General features: G+C 52.4%; 15 protein-coding genes. 12 read left to right on the top strand and 3 right to left on the bottom strand.

The features are described from left to right. Positions 1 to 34: 34 nt before the first annotated feature. The 8 genes from rpiB (at position 35) to AB1L42_RS14990 (ending at position 10,836) form a co-directional block, all read left to right on the top strand. On the top strand, positions 35 to 520 hold the full coding sequence (gene rpiB / locus AB1L42_RS15025) for a ribose 5-phosphate isomerase B (protein ID WP_367057244.1): 486 nt from the start codon (positions 35 to 37) through the stop codon (positions 518 to 520). 92 nt (positions 521 to 612) lie between these two features. Continuing rightward, positions 613 to 993, top strand: coding sequence for a glycine cleavage system protein GcvH (gene gcvH, locus AB1L42_RS15020; protein ID WP_367057241.1), 381 nt, complete (start codon positions 613 to 615; stop codon positions 991 to 993). A 643-nt stretch (positions 994 to 1,636) separates the two neighbouring features. Then, positions 1,637 to 2,977 (top strand): aminomethyl-transferring glycine dehydrogenase subunit GcvPA, encoded by a 1,341-nt coding sequence (gene gcvPA, locus AB1L42_RS15015; protein ID WP_367057238.1) that lies wholly within the window; start codon positions 1,637 to 1,639, stop codon positions 2,975 to 2,977. Positions 2,978 to 3,117: 140 nt separating this feature from the next. Beyond that, positions 3,118 to 4,590, top strand: coding sequence for an aminomethyl-transferring glycine dehydrogenase subunit GcvPB (gcvPB, locus tag AB1L42_RS15010; RefSeq protein ID WP_367057235.1), 1,473 nt, complete (start codon positions 3,118 to 3,120; stop codon positions 4,588 to 4,590). Positions 4,591 to 4,848: 258 nt separating this feature from the next. After that, complete coding sequence (locus AB1L42_RS15005) at positions 4,849 to 5,763, top strand: TIM barrel protein (protein WP_367057232.1); 915 nt, start codon at positions 4,849 to 4,851, stop codon at positions 5,761 to 5,763. A 496-nt stretch (positions 5,764 to 6,259) separates the two neighbouring features. Next, on the top strand, positions 6,260 to 8,191 hold the full coding sequence (gene mutL / locus AB1L42_RS15000; RefSeq protein WP_367057228.1) for a DNA mismatch repair endonuclease MutL: 1,932 nt from the start codon (positions 6,260 to 6,262) through the stop codon (positions 8,189 to 8,191). Positions 8,192 to 8,428: 237 nt separating this feature from the next. Further along, complete coding sequence (locus tag AB1L42_RS14995; protein WP_367057225.1) at positions 8,429 to 9,598, top strand: iron-containing alcohol dehydrogenase; 1,170 nt, start codon at positions 8,429 to 8,431, stop codon at positions 9,596 to 9,598. Continuing rightward, positions 9,574 to 10,836 carry a PQQ-binding-like beta-propeller repeat protein gene (locus tag AB1L42_RS14990; protein ID WP_367057222.1) on the top strand — a complete coding sequence of 421 codons (1,263 nt, stop codon included), beginning with the start codon at positions 9,574 to 9,576 and terminating at the stop codon, positions 10,834 to 10,836. Before AB1L42_RS14995 ends, AB1L42_RS14990 begins: the two co-directional genes overlap by 25 nt. A 46-nt stretch (positions 10,837 to 10,882) precedes the next feature. On the opposite strand, the gene AB1L42_RS14985 is transcribed toward AB1L42_RS14990, so the two are convergent. Beyond that, complete coding sequence (locus AB1L42_RS14985) at positions 10,883 to 11,164, bottom strand: lipoyl domain-containing protein (RefSeq protein WP_367057219.1); 282 nt, start codon at positions 11,162 to 11,164, stop codon at positions 10,883 to 10,885. 89 nt (positions 11,165 to 11,253) lie between these two features. Between AB1L42_RS14985 and AB1L42_RS14980 the strand changes: the two genes are divergently transcribed. Then, the gene (locus AB1L42_RS14980; protein ID WP_367057216.1) at positions 11,254 to 12,651 is read left to right on the top strand and encodes a TlpA disulfide reductase family protein; all 1,398 of its coding nucleotides are present in this window, start codon (positions 11,254 to 11,256) and stop codon (positions 12,649 to 12,651) included. A gap of 163 nt (positions 12,652 to 12,814) precedes the next feature. Here AB1L42_RS14980 and AB1L42_RS14975 read toward each other — a convergent pair whose 3' ends face one another. Together AB1L42_RS14975 and AB1L42_RS14970 are read right to left on the bottom strand one after the other, a co-directional pair. Continuing rightward, a complete protein-coding gene (locus tag AB1L42_RS14975; protein ID WP_367057213.1) occupies positions 12,815 to 13,744 on the bottom strand; it encodes a lactate/malate dehydrogenase family protein in 930 nt (309 codons plus the stop codon). 14 nt (positions 13,745 to 13,758) lie between these two features. Further along, on the bottom strand, positions 13,759 to 13,977 hold the full coding sequence (locus AB1L42_RS14970) for a hypothetical protein (protein ID WP_367057210.1): 219 nt from the start codon (positions 13,975 to 13,977) through the stop codon (positions 13,759 to 13,761). 377 nt (positions 13,978 to 14,354) lie between these two features. On the opposite strand from AB1L42_RS14970, the gene AB1L42_RS14965 reads away from it, so the two are divergent. The 3 genes from AB1L42_RS14965 (at position 14,355) to AB1L42_RS14955 (ending at position 16,931) form a co-directional block, all read left to right on the top strand. Beyond that, positions 14,355 to 14,507 carry a twin-arginine translocase TatA/TatE family subunit gene (locus AB1L42_RS14965; RefSeq protein ID WP_367057207.1) on the top strand — a complete coding sequence of 51 codons (153 nt, stop codon included), beginning with the start codon at positions 14,355 to 14,357 and terminating at the stop codon, positions 14,505 to 14,507. Between the two features lie 354 nt (positions 14,508 to 14,861). After that, positions 14,862 to 15,167: a twin-arginine translocase TatA/TatE family subunit gene (locus AB1L42_RS14960; RefSeq protein WP_367057204.1), complete on the top strand. Its 306-nt coding sequence runs from the start codon at positions 14,862 to 14,864 to the stop codon at positions 15,165 to 15,167. Between the two features lie 114 nt (positions 15,168 to 15,281). Continuing rightward, complete coding sequence (locus AB1L42_RS14955) at positions 15,282 to 16,931, top strand: rhomboid family intramembrane serine protease (protein WP_367057201.1); 1,650 nt, start codon at positions 15,282 to 15,284, stop codon at positions 16,929 to 16,931. The last annotated feature ends 128 nt before the right edge of the window (positions 16,932 to 17,059 follow it).

The following is a 17,059-nucleotide window of genomic DNA, read 5'->3' as shown; positions in this document are numbered from 1 at the left end:
TTCGGTTTCGACCGATTTTTGGAGGGATGTTGGAATGAAAGTAGCACTGGCCAGCGACCATCGCGGCGTACGGGTGAAAGGGCAGATTCTTTCTCAATTGGAGGAAATCGGTTACGAAGCGATCGATTTCGGCCCCTTTGAAGATGAGAGCGTTGACTATCCCGATTTTGCAGCGAAGGTGGCTGAAGCAGTGGCAACTGGTCAGGTCGATCGAGGAATCCTGATCTGTGGAACTGGAGTCGGGATGTGCATCGCTGCGAACAAGTTTCGCGGGGTCCGAGCGGCAACGTGCCATGACGATGTCACCGCTGAATACAGTCGACGGCACAACGACACGAACATCATGTGTCTTTCCGCTGATATGTTGGGGGATCGACTCCTGGGACGAATTGTGGAGATCTGGTTGAAGACGGAATTCGAAGGGGGCCGACATCAGCGGAGAATTGAAAAAATCTCGTCGATCGAGCTTCGTAATGGCTGTCAGCCGACCGGCGATCAGACGCACGAACCGAGCTGCTGAAAAACAAGTCCCGTAATCATTGGCGCGTTGACTCAACACGACTAAAAACTGCCAGACGAGCACAACTCTTCGTCATTGTCCAGGAGAAACGAGTGGATCCATCATCCCTGAAATTTGCAAAGACTCACGAGTGGGTTTCCGTCGACGGCGAGATCGCGACGATTGGAATCAGCGAATTTGCAGTGAAAGAATTGAGCGACGTTGTTCACGTTGAGTTACCCAACTCAGGTAAGTCCTTCTCCGCTGGGGAAGTCTTTGGCGAAGTCGAGAGTGTGAAGGCTGTCAGTGATCTCTATGCTCCTGTGGGCGGCGAGATTGTTGAAGTCAATTCGGTTCTGGAAGATGATCCCGCGCCACTCTCAGACGATCCCTTCGGCAACGGTTGGATTATCAAAATCAAAGTTGAGAATGCTGATGAGTTGAGTTCTTTGATGGACTACGAGGCTTATCAGAAATCGTGTGAGAGTCACTAGAACAACTTCGTACTTAGTTTGCACTGACTCGCTCGAGAAGCTCAGGTTTACAGCGAGTGAGACCGCGCAAGCGAGTGCACAGAAAAGACAACTTGTTCTCGAGTTTCATTTGTTCTCGGTTGCAGCCTGTCGCAAGAGCGAGAAGAACTGCTTTGAACGCGGTTCACTCGCTCGCTGTGTTTAGCACATTCGGCGGGCGAAACACTCGGTTTGACTGTCTGGCTGAGTCGGTTTGAATCAGCGAAATTGGTTTGTGTGAGGAGCACGATTTCGAATCGTCCGTCATTTCAAATCAGTCGATGCGAATATGAAGCACGCATCGAACTGTTCATTCTGCTGTGCGGAAACTCACGGATCGACTTTTTCGCTGAATCGAGCGAGTAATTCGCAGGGAACTGTTTTCATCGGCCAATCCTTGCGGTTAAGAATGAAGATCATTTGATCACCTGCTCACCTTCTGCCTAGAGGCAGGCACACGAAGCATCGCGGAAGAATGTTTCAGTGCGAGTACGAAGTGTCCGGCTCTTCAATTGGAAATTGGAAATTAACGAAGCACAGAACTGAGACGGATGCGGTCTGTGTGTTTTTGCAATCGAATCGGGTTACGTTCTCGATCGATCAATGCTGACTGGGAAAGAAATCAGTGGGATACCTTTACAACACTCCCGAACAAGAACGGGAAATGCTGGACGTCATCGGCTGCGAAAACATTGAGCAACTGCTTGAGCAGGTTCCGGCCGACCTCCAATTGAAAGGCAAGCTCGATTTACCAGAACCGATGACAGAACTTGATTTGCAACAGCATCTCACCCGTCTGGCAGCTTTGAATCATTGCGATCGAGTCTGCTTTCGAGGCGGCGGAGCGTATGACCACTTCGTTCCCGCTGTTGTCGACGAAATTGCCGGTCGTGGTGAGTTTTATACCGCCTACACACCGTATCAGCCGGAAGCGAGTCAGGGTTCGCTGCAAGCATTCTTCGAATACCAGTCGCTCATCTGTGCTTTGACTGGTTTTGATGTCTCGAACGCCAGCCTTTACGAAGGGGGAACGGCAGTCAGCGAAGCAGCATTCATGGCCATGCGGGTGACCCGCCGTGAAGGGAAGATCCTGCTGTCCGAAGGCGTTCACCCAGAGTTTCGTCAGGTAGTTGAGACATACACTCGTGAGCTCGATACTGAAGTCATTACGATCCCCACTGTGAATGGTGTCACGGATCTGAACCGACTGAAGGAAGTCATCGATGATCAGGTGGCTTGTGTTGTCTTTCAGCAACCGAATTTCTTCGGGTGCATCGAACCTGGAGAAGAGATCTGTGAAATCGCACGAGAGCACGGAGCACTTTCGGTCGTTTCGTTCGATCCTCTAAGCCTCGGAGTCCTGAAACGTCCGGCCGATTACGGAGCCGATATCGGAGTTGCTGAAGGACAATCACTGGGAATTCCGCTGCAGTACGGCGGCCCTTATTTGGGTGTGCTCGCTTGCCGAGAAGAATTCGTTCGCAAAATGCCGGGCCGATTGATTTCGCTTGCGAAAGACCGCGATGGCAAACAGTGCTACGTGCTCGGTTTGCAGACACGTGAACAACACATTCGTCGAGACAAAGCGACGAGCAATATTTGTACAAACCAGGGATTGCTTGCACTGCGAGCGACGGTTTATCTCTCGTTGATGGGACCTGAGGGGCTCCGTGAAGCTGCGACCTTGAGTTGTCAAAAGGCTCACTATGCTGCCGAACGGCTTCAAGAAGTGGATGGTCTGGCACTGGCTTTTGATGGTCCCTTCTTCAAGGAATTCACACTCAGCTATTCCGGAAATCCTGACAAACTTGTCCAGCGGGCTGCAGATGCAGGCTTCGATATCGGGCCTTCACTCAAGCAGTTCCCAGGAGCTCCTGAGTCCGCGCAGGATTCGGTTCTGATCGCTGTGACAGAGACCCGAACAAAAGACCAGATTGACGCGCTGGTGTCTGCGTTGAAGGAGTGATTCCGTCGAGACATCAGTGGTCGCCTCGCTCCTGTTTCGAAGCCTTCAAAACAGACTTCGACAACCTGGGAACGCGGCCCGATCTCAGACGGTCGAAGACATCCGCATCAATTTGAACTCAACGATTTCCACGGTGCATTATGCGAAACAACTTAGCGACGGCTTCTATTTTCGAACTCTCCAAGAAGGGCCGTCGCGCCGCCACTTTTCCAAAGTGTGACGTTCCAACCGCCGAACTTTCCAAGCTGTTGCCGGAGAGCATTCTTGCGAAATCTCCGCCTCCTCTCCCAGAGCTTTCAGAGGGAGATGTCGTTCGGCATTACGTGAATCTGTCGACGCTGAACATGTGTGTTGACACTCACTTTTATCCGCTCGGGAGTTGTACGATGAAGTACAACCCGAAGCGGCATGAACGACTGGCGAAGCTTCACGGGATCGGTGATCTTCACCCGTATGCTCGCGTCGAAGACTCTCAGGGCATGCTTCAAATTCTTTACGAACTCCAGGAAATGCTCGGCGAAATCGCGGGGCTGCCAGCGGTTTCACTTCAACCCGCTGCCGGGGCTCAGGGGGAATTGGCAGCACTGCACGTGGCGTCCGCTTATTTCGCTGATCGAAAAGAATCGCGAACAAAAGTTGTCTTCCCAAGTAGTGCCCACGGAACCAACCCGGCCAGCGCAGCTTTGGCTGGCTTTGAGTGCATTCAGCTTCCTCCTTCGTCGAATGGACTCGTCGACGTCGAGGCTTTGAAGAATGCCGTCGACGATCAAACAGCTGTCTTCATGGTGACCAATCCGAACACGCTTGGGTTGTTCGAAAAAGACATCGCGAAGATTTCATCGGTCCTGCACGACGTCGGCGGGCTTGTGTACATCGACGGTGCAAACATGAATGCCATCCTCGGGATTACTCGTCCGGGAGACTTCGGCGGCGACATGATGCACTACAACGTTCACAAAACATTCACCGGACCTCACGGAGCGGGTGGGCCTGGGGCAGGGCCGATTGCTGTCCGCTCATTCCTGGCCGATTATCTTCCCGGGCCAGTCGTGACGAAGACCGAAAAAGACGGCCAGCCCTACTATGAGCTGTCTGTCCCGCCAAAGAGCATCGGTCGAATGAGATCATTCTTTGGGAACGTCGGGATTCTGCTGCGAGGCTATTTCTATCTCCGAACTTTGGGTGCAGACGGCCTTCGAAGAGTCTCCGAGCATGCGATTCTCAATGCGAACTATCTGCGAACTAAACTCGAAGAGCTGATGCCGGTTCCGAACGCAGATCGGTGTATGCACGAATTCGTCGCTTCGGCGAAGAAGTTGAAAGAGGACAAGGGAATCACCGCGATGGATATCGCAAAGCGGCTCCTCGACTACGGATTCCATGCTCCGACGGTTTACTTCCCGCTTGTTGTTCCAGAGGCCATGATGATTGAGCCGACGGAGACTGAGTCCAAAGAAACACTCGACGCATTCTTTGAGACGTTCAAGCAGATTATCTCCGAGGAAGCAGAGCGACTGCACGAAGCTCCTGAGTCCACATCGATTCGCCGTCCTGATGAAGTCTCAGCCGCCCGAAACCCAGTGTTGAGCTGGACTGCTTGTGTGAAAGATTAGGGCTCAGAAGCAAGTCTCGTCCAACGACGATCAAGCTGCCAGTGTGCTCATTTTCTTGCACACTGCTTTGCATTCGCTGATCGTGCGATCGCCGGATCGTGGGAACTCAGACGAGCGAAATGATCACGGGGACGCGGACGACTCTGATCATCGCTTCGATGAATCGATCAACGCTTTCAAATACGATACACTCATTGTTTCACAGAATCACTGAGCGATTCATCATTTGCGGATGAATGAACAGAACGAGGTCACAACATGTCAGATGCTACGCACTCTTCAGAATTTTCTCGCCGTCAGTGGATGCAGATTTCGGCTGGAAGTTTGGCCGCAGCGTCCGTTCTCGGAACGTCCGCATCTGTAAAGTCTGCTGAAACGAAAGAGCCTGTCGCTTCGAATCAGCGCATCAAACAGTCGCTGGTCAACTGGTGCTATAACAAAACCTGGCCCGACGTTGAGGAGTACTGCAAGGTCGCGGCGAAGCTTGGATGTCAAAGCATTGAGCTGATTGATCCACAACATTGGCCAACTCTGAAGAAGTTTGGACTCACATGTGCAATTGCGGGCAGCCACGGATTTCGCACTGGCTTCAATAATCGCAATGAATGGGATGAGTGCCTCGCAGTGCTCCGTGAGCGAATTCAGCAATGCAAGGAGTTCGGAGTCGAACGAGTTATCACGTTCACCGGAATGGCCAACGGTCTTTCGAAAGAAGAAGGCTTTGAGAACTGCGTCGCCGGACTTAAGGAGATTGCTCCGGATGCGGAGAAAAACAACGTGACCGTCTGTCTGGAGATGTTGAACACTCGAGACTCCTCGCAGCCGATGACCGGTCACCCGGGGTATCAGGGAGATCACTGCGACTACTGCATCGACATTCTCAAAGAGGTGAACTCCTCTCACGTGAAACTGTTGTTCGACATCTATCACGTCCAGATCATGGATGGCGACGTCATTCGGCGAATTCGTGAGCACAAGGACTGGATCGGTCACATTCACACAGCTGGAAACCCCGGCCGTGGAGAACTGGATGACACTCAGGAAATCAACTATCCACCGATCATGAGGGCGCTGCTCGAAGTCGGGTACACTGGATACGTCGGTCAGGAATTCATTCCGACGCGCGATCCCTGGGACGGACTCGCCGAAGCTGTCGCTGTTTGCGACGTGTGATCGGTTGCAACGACAAATCGTTGACTTGTTGTTCCAGGAGAGCTTAGGTAACTGAGTGCGCGATGACTGAACAAGTAGATTGGGGGAAGAAGATTCTCTGCAATCTGCGCAGCACGCGACCGAATGCGTGACGGGAAAAACTCGTCGAGATGTGACAATTCCCGGCCAATTCGAGTATGATTACTTCTCCGCAAGTTGGTCCGCATTTCGTTTTGAATTCAACGAGAATTTCGAGCAACCATTCAACGCGCACGACTTGGGGCTCATCCAATTCTCTCGTCGTAAAACCAATTGTGGAGCGATCGAAGTCTCAGAAAATTGCTCGGTGATTCGATCTCAGCCACTCGTCCACAAAGTCTTCAGTGATCTACTGCAGTCGTTTCGGTCGGGGCGATTTGTCCACACGGTGGCTGAACCGGTGATTTACGAAGCATTTGACGTTGAAATCAATTCTCGGTGATCCCAGTCACTTCACCTTTCTGATCTGATTCCAGGAATGTCCCCCACTCACACGGATGTCGAAACACGGATTCGTCAACTCACTCCCAGCGTCATCAATAAAATTGCTGCGGGAGAGGTGATCGAGCGCCCAGCGAGTGTCGTTAAAGAGTTGCTGGAGAATTCTGTCGATGCGCTCTCGAACCGCATTGAAGTTGAGATTGAAAACGGCGGAGTCGATTGCATCCGAATTGTAGACGACGGGGAAGGGATTCACCCCGACGACTTCGAACTCTCCGTGGCCAGTCACGCCACCAGCAAGATCATCGATGCCGATGACTTGTTTCGCGTTCAGACGATGGGATTTCGCGGAGAAGCTCTGGCTTCCATTGCTGAAGTCTCTCAATTTCAGATCCGCAGCCGCCGACGGGGAGCGGATATTGGAATGGAGCTCAACGTCCATGGCGGTCTGCTGAAAGAACCGCACGTTTGTGGATGTCCCGAAGGGACGCGCATTGAAGTTCGACAGCTCTTCTTCAACACGCCTGTCCGACGCAAATTCCTGAAGACTCCTGCAACCGAGTTCGGCCACATCTCTGAACAGTTCACGCGGATTGCTTTGGCTAATCCCAACTTGCATCTGGTGCTTCGTCACAACGACAAGATCGTTTACGAGCTTCCCGCCACGCATCGACTTATTGAAAGGCTCGAACTGTTCTATGGCTCTAAGCTCACAGAGCAGTTGATCTGGGTCGAGTCAGAACATCAGGGAGCACACATTCGCGGATACGTGGCTCATCCGTCACAAAGCAAAGCGACCCGCAAGGGACAGTATCTGTTTTTGAATGGTCGCTGGATTCAGGATCGATCTCTGCAGCACGCGTTGAGCGAAGCTTATCGCGGTTTGGTCATGGTTGGTCGGCATCCGATTTCATTTCTGTTTCTGGAAGTCGATCCGAATCAGGTCGATGTGAATGTCCATCCGACCAAGTCGGAAGTTCGGTTCCAAAACAGTCAAATCCTGTATCGGCTGCTGTTGTCGACATTGCGAAACCAGTTCCTCTCGATGGATTTGGACTCGCGGCTCGATCTGCCGAATCGATCCTCAAATGCTCAGTCTGCGACTGGCCCGATTCCTGCAGAAGAGTTGAAAAACGAACTGAACAGCTGGGTGCAGAAAGAATTGCAACCTCCACCCGGAAAAGTTTTGTTTTCTGCCGACAGCCTGAATGCTCCCCCGCAGCAGAAGCTCGGAGAACAAGATTCACAGCGGTCCGATGAGACGTTCGCTTCGAACTCGAGTTTGCCACTCGAGGGGCATTCACCGGAAGTTGGAAACGACTCTGAACAGGCCTCAACTGGTCAGGCTTCTACAGATGGCGATTCCAACGAAGAATCATCACCGATTGCCGATGATGTCCGGGCCATGCAGGTACACGATTGCTATCTGGTCGTAGAAACGCGTGAAGGATTGACCGTGATCGATCAGCACGCACTTCACGAACGAATCATGTATGAACAGCTGCGTCGCCGCGTGCTTTCCGGAAAAGTCGAAGTGCAGAAGATGCTCATGCCGGTCATGGTGGAGCTGTCGAGCCGAGAATCACAGACACTGCTTGATCAGCAGGAGGTTCTGGCAGAACTGGGTCTCATCATCGAAGGGTTTGGCGGAAGCACGATTGCTCTCACCGGCTATCCGACGTTGATGTCGCGGGCTGATCCTCAGTCGCTTTTGAGAGATCTCGCAGATCAGATTGAATCACAGGGTCGAAGAGTTGAGCGGCGGGACATGATCGACTCACTCTTGCATATGATGTCGTGCAAGGCAGCGATTAAGGCTGGCCAACGACTCTCGCTTGAAGAAATTGAATCACTTCTCGCGCAGCGGCATCTTTGCGATGACCACCATCACTGCCCGCATGGTCGACCGACTGCTCTGAAGCTGACGCGTGAAGAACTCGATCGGCAATTTGGTCGGCTTGGCTCCTGACTTCGCGTCATTTCTGACAGCTTGTCTATGAAAGTGGACGGCTACGAGATCATGAAATCGGCAGCGATTGGAATCTGTCGTGCTGGGAGAATGTTGGTCGATCGGGCGGAATCGTCAGGCGTATCCGCGGTCAGAAACTCCAACTCTCGACTTTCCGTCGCGGGACGGGACCGATAGGATAGGAACGACGAGATTTCCTGCGCGGCTCATTCCCCACTCCCTCCTGCATACAGTCATATGATGATCCCAGAGTTTGAATTCGACCCTCGAACGCGGGTCGTGTATGGTCCGGGAACACTCAATCAGCTCGGCCCGTCCGTCCGCGATTTGGGTGGGCGACGGGTTTTGCTCGTCTCCGATCAGGGGATCAAGGAAGCTGGGCACGAATTGCGGGCTGTCGAATCACTGAAACTTTGTGGCCTTTCTGTTTTCGTCTTCGACGATGTCCACTGCAATCCCACGACTCTTGATATCGCGGCCGGTGTCGAGTTTGCGCGAAGTGCTGAGGTCGACTTCATTGTCGGCCTTGGGGGTGGAAGCAGCATGGACTGTGCGAAAGGCATTAATTTTCTCCTCACCAACGGAGGAGAAATGGCGGACTACAAGGGAGTCGGCAAAGCCAAGCAAGACATGCTGCCGTTGATTGCTGTGCCGACGACGTCCGGAACTGGCAGCGAAGCTCAATCGTTTGCGGTGATTGCCGATCCGGTGACGCACATGAAGATGGCCTGCGGAGACAAGAAAGCCGCCGCGAAAATTGCCATTCTCGATCCGGAACTGACAGTCACGATGCCGACGAGTGTCACCGCAGCGACGGGTGTCGATGCCATCAGTCACGCTGTCGAGAGTTTCGTCACTGTGAAGAGGAATCCCTTCTCACAACAATTCAGTCGAAGTGCATGGCAGCTTTTGTCCGGTGCTCTTCTGAAGTCGATGAAGGCGCCTGAAGATCTCGATTCGCGAGGATCGATGTTGCTCGGAGCCCATCTGGCGGGAGCAGCGATCGAGAATTCCATGCTGGGAGCAACGCATGCCCTGGCGAATCCACTTTCGGCTCATTTTGGTCTGACGCACGGGATTGCGATAGGAATCCTGTTGCCACATGTTGTTCGGTTCAATTCTGAACTCGATGAAATTGCACGTCTTTACGGAATTCTGGCCGCCGACGCCAAGTTGTGTGCGGATGATGATCCCGAAGCCAGTTCACAACTCGCAGCCTTTCTCACGGATACGGTTCGCCAGACTGGCCAGCCGACGACTTTGGCTGAATGCGATGTTGATCCTGCCCTCTTCGAAACAATGTCCGAAGAAGCGGCCGAACAATGGACGGGAAAGAACAATCCTCGTGCTGTGAATGCTCAATCGTTGAAGGAACTCTACCAATGCGCACTTCATCCAACAGACTGAGTTCAATATCCGTCAGGACTTTCAGTGCCTGTCAGGAAATAGAAAAGCACGCGGCGATTCGTGTGTCGATTGCTGTTGCGATCATTGTCGCCGTCTGGTTTGGATGCGGCCTCGTCGCCCAGTTAAATGCGGATGATGAGACGGCCAGTGTCACACAAGGCTGGACATCATTCCGAAACGGACATCAGAATCTTGGGATCGCCGATGGTCCTCTCTCGGATGAATTGGAACTGAAGTGGGAATACACCACGCCCGACGGAACTGCATCGACCCCGGTCATTGCTGACGGTCGAACGTATGTCGGAACTCTCAGCGGCGACATTCATTGCTTTGAACTCAGTTCCGGTGAACTCGTCTGGACCTATCGCTCTGTGGATGAAGTTGCCGACAATGACATTCCACCAGGTTTTAACGCGGCATTGACGCTGAACGCGACAACGGTTTTTGGCGGGGATGATTTCGGCACCTTTCACGCGGTCGATCGGAAAACAGGAGCCAGAAAATGGACGTTGGAAACAGAAGCGGAAATCGTCGGCGGAGCTCAAGTCGTCGGCGACAATGTCATTTTCGGCTCACATGATGGGCTGCTCTATTGCCTGAATGCGGATACGGGAGAAAAGGTCTGGACAGCTGAAGCACAAGGACCTGTGAACGCAACTCCCACGATTCATGATGGGAAGACATTCACAACCGGTTGTGATCAACCTGTTCTTCGAGTCTTCGATATTGAGCAGGGGATGAGCGTTTCTGAAGTGCCGTTGGATGCTCTCCTGATCGCCTCTGCTGCTGCGAAAGATGACATTCTTTACTTCGGCACAGATGGCGGAAGCGTTCACGCACTTCCAATCGTGGACGGCGTGGAAGGCTGGACGTTCTCGATTCCCGGACGCGAACAGCAAATGCACTCTTCCCCAGCGATCACCGATGAACTGGTGCTCATTGGCAGCCGGGATAAACATGTCCATTGCATTGACCGCAAGACTGGGGAGCTGAAGTGGTCGTTTGCGACTCGCGGACGCGTTGACTCCTCTCCTGTGATCGCAGGTAACAACATCTACTTCGGTTCAGCGGACCGAAACGTCTATGGCGTGAGTTTGAGCGATGGTAAAGAAGTCTGGAAGTATCCAGCGAAGCAGTCGATCTCGGGATCGCCGGCTATTTCGGCTGGCTATCTGGTCATCGGAACTGACAGCTCGAATGGGAAAATTCTCTGCTTTGGCAGTCCTTCCAGCAAATAGACGTTTCTGAGTCAGTTGCTTCTGCAAGTGGAGTTTGACTGGAACGTCAGGCATCTTCAGCGACGGTGATGACTGCAACCTCTTGTCCGATCTTGACCCGGGTTCCAGCTCCGACTCGAAATTCGCTCAATTCGCCATCCTGCTCCACTTCGAGATAGAACAGGACCGAGTCTGCGAGGAGTTCCGCAACGCGTTCTCCTGAAATGACTTGCGCTCGTTCGTCGACCAGCCAATGGACGAGCTCGATCGGTTTGTCCCCCGTCCCGAGATCTGGGATGCGGACAGATTTTGTCTCATTTGGAATTGGATCTTGTCGAGAATGTGTCATTTGATGTAAAAGTTCGGCAAATTCTGCTGATGCGGCAAGTCACGACATTGGAACTTGCTTCACTGTGAATCGCAAAGGATTGCAAAACAATGAATTGTAAGCATCCCGTCTGGATTTCTCTTGGACTGGTTATTGCCTTCTGTGGTTGTTCCGAAACAACACCGCAGCAGATCACTCAGGAATCGAGTGAGACCTCTTCTCCAGCTCAAATTGAGTCACAAAATGTGGCTAACAGCGATGTGGCTTTGAGCGAGTCATCGAGTTCGCAAATTGCATCATCGCCTGCGATCACGTCGAATGAAGTTGCTCAGGCTGAGGAATCTCAAGCGACCAACGGATCAGACGGTGAAACGTCTGAGCAGAACCCGAAAAAACCACTGGCGACTCCGCTCGATCGACTGAAGCGAATTTCGCAACTGCGTTCCGCTCCGCTGGACCGAGTCGTTCAGCCCGGGACAACTCAAAGCGAAGACGAGAAGGTTGTCATTCTGACTCCCGAACAGGTTGTTGTTGAACGGGAACGTCGGGCACGTGAGGTTGTTGCGCTGGCTCAGCCTGTGATCGTAGAAACTCATCGCGACCCAGAGCAGATTAAAGTCCTCAATAGTGCGGTCGATGCGCTCTCTGATGCACGTCTCCATCTGGCAATCGCAGGTGATCTTGAGCAAGCTGAACTCCTCAAGTCCGATGCGGAAACGTTCTTCCAGTACGATCCGAAGTCTTTTGCGGCAATTGAAACTGCATCAAGAGTTCTTCAGTACACGCAGACACAAGCTCAGCAGAACGCAATCGACGACGAACAGTGGATCATCGCCTATGCACAGCAGGCGAAGCTGTTCGCAGCGAGGTTTCCACAAGAATCAAATCGCGGAGCAATTCATCTCATGTCCGCAGGACGTTTGTGCGATCACAACGGCCTGCAGGCCTTGGCGCTCTCCTGCCTGTCAGTCATCGAAGTTGAATTCGCCGAAACGCCCTACGCCTCGCAAGTGGCTGGCATGATGCGAAGGCTCAGGCTGCAAGGTCAGAAGCTGGAAGAATTCGGAGGCTCGACGCTGGATGGCCAGCACCTGAATATTCAAGAATTCCAGGGAGCACCTGTGCTGGTGGTGTTTTGGGCTTCGAACTCAGAAGAGTTTCAGAAAGACATCCCGCTGATTGACTCCGCACAGCAGCGACTCGATGGCCGATTTCAGGTCGTGGGAGTCAACATGGACCGCGAAGATCTCTCAGCCCGAAGATTTGTCGAGTTTACGAATCTCGACTGGCGAAATGTGTTCTTCTCCGACCGAAACAAGCGGGGAACGAACAATCCCGTTGCACACTATTACGGCGTGACACAGATTCCATCTTACTGGCTGCTCGATTCGAATGGTGTCGTTGTGACGACTCGTACAAATCTCAATCAGTTGGAACGATCTGTTCGCTCGCTCCTCCAGACTCCGCCGGGTTCGGAAGTGAGCCTGTCCGCTCCGGGTCAAAAGTAGATCGAGTTGCCGAAGCCTGTTCACTCGTGCGAAATCGCGCAGCTTACGCTGAAAATGTGCTCGGGAATCGATATCTCCGAAGCACAGCGAATCGCACGAGTAAACACAATTATCAACAACAGAAGAGCCTGCAGGTGAGTGCTGTCAGACTGGAAATTCTTGATTATCCGCCGAGCACTTTGTCGATCGTTTCTCGAAGCACTTGGCCAGAGCGTTGCAGTCCACTCAGCTCTTTCGGCCAAAGCTCGATTTCGAGGTGAGAGACAGCTCCCGATCGGCCGACGACTGTCGGAACACTGATGCAGACGTCGTGCAGTCCGTATGCTCCGTTCTGAAGCGACGAGACTGGCATGATTCGCTGTTGATCCAGCGCGATCGAGTGAATGACGTCAGCGATCGAAACACCCACGGCGAATCCTGCTCCGCCTTTCTTCTTGATCACTTCCGCTCCCGATCCGCGGGTTTTCTTTTCAACTTCAGCGATCAAACCGGAAGTGACACCGGGAAACTTCTCAAGTGGCAAACCTGCGATTTGTGCGTTGGACCAGATGGGAACCATGCTGTCGCCGTGTTCACCGAAGATGGTGACCTGCACCTGACTTGGCGGAACGCTGATCTGTTGAGCGAGCATGCTGCGAAGTCGTGTTGTGTCGAGAACAGTTCCGAGGCCGATCACTTGTTGCGGAGGAAGGCCCAGTTCCTTGACTGCCAGATAGGTCAGAACGTCAACAGGATTGGAGACGACGAAGATGATGGCGTCTTTTTTGTATCCAACACGCTTTAAGTCGGCGAGGATGTTCTTGAACAGGGCGACATTACGATTGATGAGGTCGAGACGGCTCTCTTCCGGCTTTCTTCGCAATCCGGCAGTAATGCAGATGACGTCGGCATCGGCGGACTGCTCAGCAGTTCCTCCGACGATTCTCTGATCTGAGGTCAACGACGCTCCATGCAGCAGATCGAGAACCTGTCCGCCGACGAGATCTTCGTTGACATCGACGAGAGCGATCTCGCTTGCGATCCCTCCAAACTGGAGAGCAAAAGCTGCACAGGACCCGACCAAACCACCGCCACCGACAATGGAGACTTTCATCGACACAATCCTCTTCACAATTCAGTTTCGAGACGAACCGTACCATCCAGGTTCTTGTCAAAAATCCGCACAACTCGACGTCTTGATTTCAGCAGAACTCCGACGACGTTGTTGATCACTCGGATCTGGCCAAATGCGTCGTTCAGGCTGCCGGGCATCGACTGAAAACCTCTGATCGTCTCGACGTACGAGACGAGGTCGTGAACACCGAAGGTTTCGGCGTGTAGAGGCACTCCAATCAGTCACGAAGACACGGAGAAAGTGGATGCTGTGAGTCTTCATCGACGCTCATTGATTCTCTTCTTTGTGCAGATTACTGACTTTGTCAGCGACGGGCGATGTTGGGCAGCTGAAATCTCAATCGATGGAAAGAATCCGGTCAATCAGTCGAGTTGTTCAGAGCTCAGGCTGATGAAGTTGGCAGATATGGAAAATAATTGACTTCATCGATAGAAACGGTATTATCTGAGTGCTCTCATCGTCCGCGGTTCATTCCGTGAACAACTTGAGTATCCATCATTATCGTCCCAATTTATTGCGGGTGGCAGTCGATTCGCCGCTCTCGCGGAGGGATGTTTCTAGAGTTGCGTTCAGATGGAGTACTCGAAGAATGTTCGGATTTGGAACTGCAGAACTGGTTCTTTTCTTATTCGTTGGCCTGCTGTTATTCGGTCATCGCCTTCCTTCAACCATGAAATCGGTTGGGCAAAGTTTTCGATCATTTCGTCAGGGAATTCAGGACGAAGAGTGCTCGGTGAAGTGATTGCCACGTCTGTCGAACGGATCATTCGCGGAGGCATTTGACTGTCCTTCGAGTGACTTGATTCTCGGTTGAATCGCTCGGCGAGTGCAACTGATCCTTTTTGAGTCTGAGGCTTTAGGCATTGCAATCGAATGGACGTTGAGCAGGACAGGGTCGATGGCACAAAGCGTTGCGTGTTCGACTCATGAGTCTTAGTTCCCTACGAAAAAAATCCTCCCATTGCGTCCATTCCATAAGAACTTCCGACTCAAGCAGCGACTGCGGAAAATCCTGAGGTGCGTCGGTTGACATGCACTCAGTTGTCAGCATTAATTGTTTTTAGAAACGTCTTTTAGAGATTACGTGAGGTCCATTATGTTTGCTGGTCTATTGGCATTCCTGCCTGGTGGAGTCGGTGTCCCGGAAATGATGATTGTCGGGATTATTGCACTGCTGCTATTTGGAAAACGCCTGCCGGAAGTAGCCCGCAGCCTCGGAAAAGGAATCGTTGAGTTCAAGAAGGGAATCAGCGGGATCGAAGACGAAGTTCGATCGAGTTCACACTCCAGCTCACCTTCCAAAACACCTCGTCCAGAAGTGACTGATCACGAACAGGAAGTGACAGCTCCGAAGTTCTCACCTCCGTCATTTGATCGAGAAGAAGAAGAGACACCCGCGTGAGCCCGCTTGTGTTGAGTCTCGCTCAACTCGGATGATTTCGAACTTCTCGAAATGGAATGTCGACAGGTGATGGCGTTGGTCACTCACCTTTGAGATCACGCAGGCTGACAACGAATGACACCGAACTGGCTGTTGATCTGGACGGTGATGGTCAGCTGCGTTGCTGCATTCGGGCAGATTGCGATGACCGGGTTTCGATCACCGGTCCGCTTAACCATCCCACTTCTGGTCTCGGCAGTTCTGGGCATCAGCTACTATTTCGCACCGAACATCGCTGGCTACACAGCTGGCATTGTTTGGTTTGCGGTGATGTTGTTGCCTGGATTGCTCTTCCGGTGGTCGGATTCCCTCCTTGGGAACGGGCATCATTCTCTGGCGCTCACTGTGACTCGAATCGCGGTGATCCTGCATCCGTTCGATGATGCTCGCGATAAACTCCAGCTCAGCCGGGCCATTGCCCTCCTCAAGCAAGGTTCCGTCAATGAGGGCTTGGGAATTCTGGAGATGATGGAGCACAAGCCGACCTCCATCGGCCGGGCTGCTGCTGTGCTCAAGATTCGGCATCTTTCGAACTGGGAAACGTTCATCAATTCGATCAATTCCTCGCAGGTTCGAAGCAGACTTCTCAAGGACCCGTTGGTCGCTGACCTGTATTTGCAGTCGCTTGGTGAGACTGGGCAGCTCGAAGCGATGCTCGAATCGTATGAGAAGCTTTCGAGCGATCAACGCCGAGTCCTCTCGGTGAAGTATCTCAATCTGACTCGAATGAAAGTCTCCGCATTCGCAGGACGTGACGACTTGGTTGTGGCCATTCTGAACGGTCCACTGAAGTCGTTGAATCGTGACAGCGGAGAGTTCTGGAGAGCGACCGCGCTGCAGGCACGTGGAGAAAGTGAAGAGGCTGCCGAAGTTTTCCGTGTTCTGGAAAAAGTGGACGACTCACAAATTGTGTTAGCTGCGAAACGCCGATTGGCAACTCCCGTTCATCTTGTGGAAGATTTCGCGACAGATAATGCCGCGATTCTCGAGTCAATTCAGAGCACCGTCGAACACGAATCTCGCTACACATTGTTTGGACATCCGGTTGTTCGAAGAAGCTGGGCGACGATTCTTCTTTCGCTGACACTCATCGCTGCCTTCATTGCAGAAATGCTGCATGGTCCGGTGTTTCAACAAGTTTTCAGCTTCGATAATGGTCTGACGTTTACCGACAAGTTGGAGCGAATGCTGGAGAACAGCCGCGACATCAACAATCTGGTGGAATGCGGTGCTCTGGTGCTTCCCTGGTCGATTTACCCTGATGACTGGTGGCGCGTTTTTAATGCAGCGTTCCTGCACTTTGGGCTGACTCATCTCTGTATGAACTTGTTTGGACTCATTCTTTTCGGGCCGCGTCTCGAGCGGGCATGGGGATCGATTGTCACTGGCGTCAGCTATCTCGTCTGTGCAGTTCTTTCGATCGCTTTGATGACATTCTTTGTCGATGCTTCGCCGACAAATCCTATCACGATGGTGGGAGCATCTGGTGGAGTGATGGGAATCATTGGGTGTCTCCTCGGATACATGGGCAGAGGCATGCTTTTGAAACGGAATTCATTCGTTTCGCGAGACTTCAACTTGCTGTTGATGATGGTCATGTTGCAGTTCGTCTTCGATCGTGTCACTCCCCGCGTTAGTTCAGCCTGCCACATCGCTGGTCTGCTGATCGGGCTTTCGATTGGGCTGATCATCGGATTCCTGCACGAGTTCCGATCCGCGAGGTAGTCTCTCAATTGCGAAATCGTTTGAGATTCCGTTGCATCTGACGTATTCTTCGTGGCATAATCTCTTACGTGTGTATGCCTATTCGTCGGGCTGATTTTCGACGAAGCCTGTTGTTTGTTTACTCAATA

Source organism: Thalassoglobus sp. JC818 (assembly GCF_040717535.1).
Lineage (GTDB): Bacteria > Planctomycetota > Planctomycetia > Planctomycetales > Planctomycetaceae > Thalassoglobus.
The sequence above is the reverse complement of the archived record's forward strand: the minus strand, read 5'-3'. Positions and strand labels throughout refer to the sequence as shown.

Bases quoted from the DNA above. Each gene is read 5' to 3' on its own strand.
- rpiB (WP_367057244.1), top strand. From the start codon at position 35: ATGAAAGTAGCACTGGCCAGCGACCATCGCGGCGTACGGGTGAAAGGG.
- gcvPB (WP_367057235.1), top strand. From the start codon at position 3,118: ATGCGAAACAACTTAGCGACGGCTTCTATTTTCGAACTCTCCAAGAAG.
- AB1L42_RS15005 (WP_367057232.1), top strand. From the start codon at position 4,849: ATGTCAGATGCTACGCACTCTTCAGAATTTTCTCGCCGTCAGTGGATG.
- mutL (WP_367057228.1), top strand. From the start codon at position 6,260: ATGTCCCCCACTCACACGGATGTCGAAACACGGATTCGTCAACTCACT.
- AB1L42_RS14995 (WP_367057225.1), top strand. From the start codon at position 8,429: ATGATGATCCCAGAGTTTGAATTCGACCCTCGAACGCGGGTCGTGTAT.
- AB1L42_RS14990 (WP_367057222.1), top strand. From the start codon at position 9,574: ATGCGCACTTCATCCAACAGACTGAGTTCAATATCCGTCAGGACTTTC.
- AB1L42_RS14985 (WP_367057219.1), bottom strand. From the start codon at position 11,164: ATGACACATTCTCGACAAGATCCAATTCCAAATGAGACAAAATCTGTC.
- AB1L42_RS14980 (WP_367057216.1), top strand. From the start codon at position 11,254: ATGAATTGTAAGCATCCCGTCTGGATTTCTCTTGGACTGGTTATTGCC.
- AB1L42_RS14975 (WP_367057213.1), bottom strand. From the start codon at position 13,744: ATGAAAGTCTCCATTGTCGGTGGCGGTGGTTTGGTCGGGTCCTGTGCA.
- AB1L42_RS14965 (WP_367057207.1), top strand. From the start codon at position 14,355: ATGTTCGGATTTGGAACTGCAGAACTGGTTCTTTTCTTATTCGTTGGC.
- AB1L42_RS14960 (WP_367057204.1), top strand. From the start codon at position 14,862: ATGTTTGCTGGTCTATTGGCATTCCTGCCTGGTGGAGTCGGTGTCCCG.
- AB1L42_RS14955 (WP_367057201.1), top strand. From the start codon at position 15,282: ATGACACCGAACTGGCTGTTGATCTGGACGGTGATGGTCAGCTGCGTT.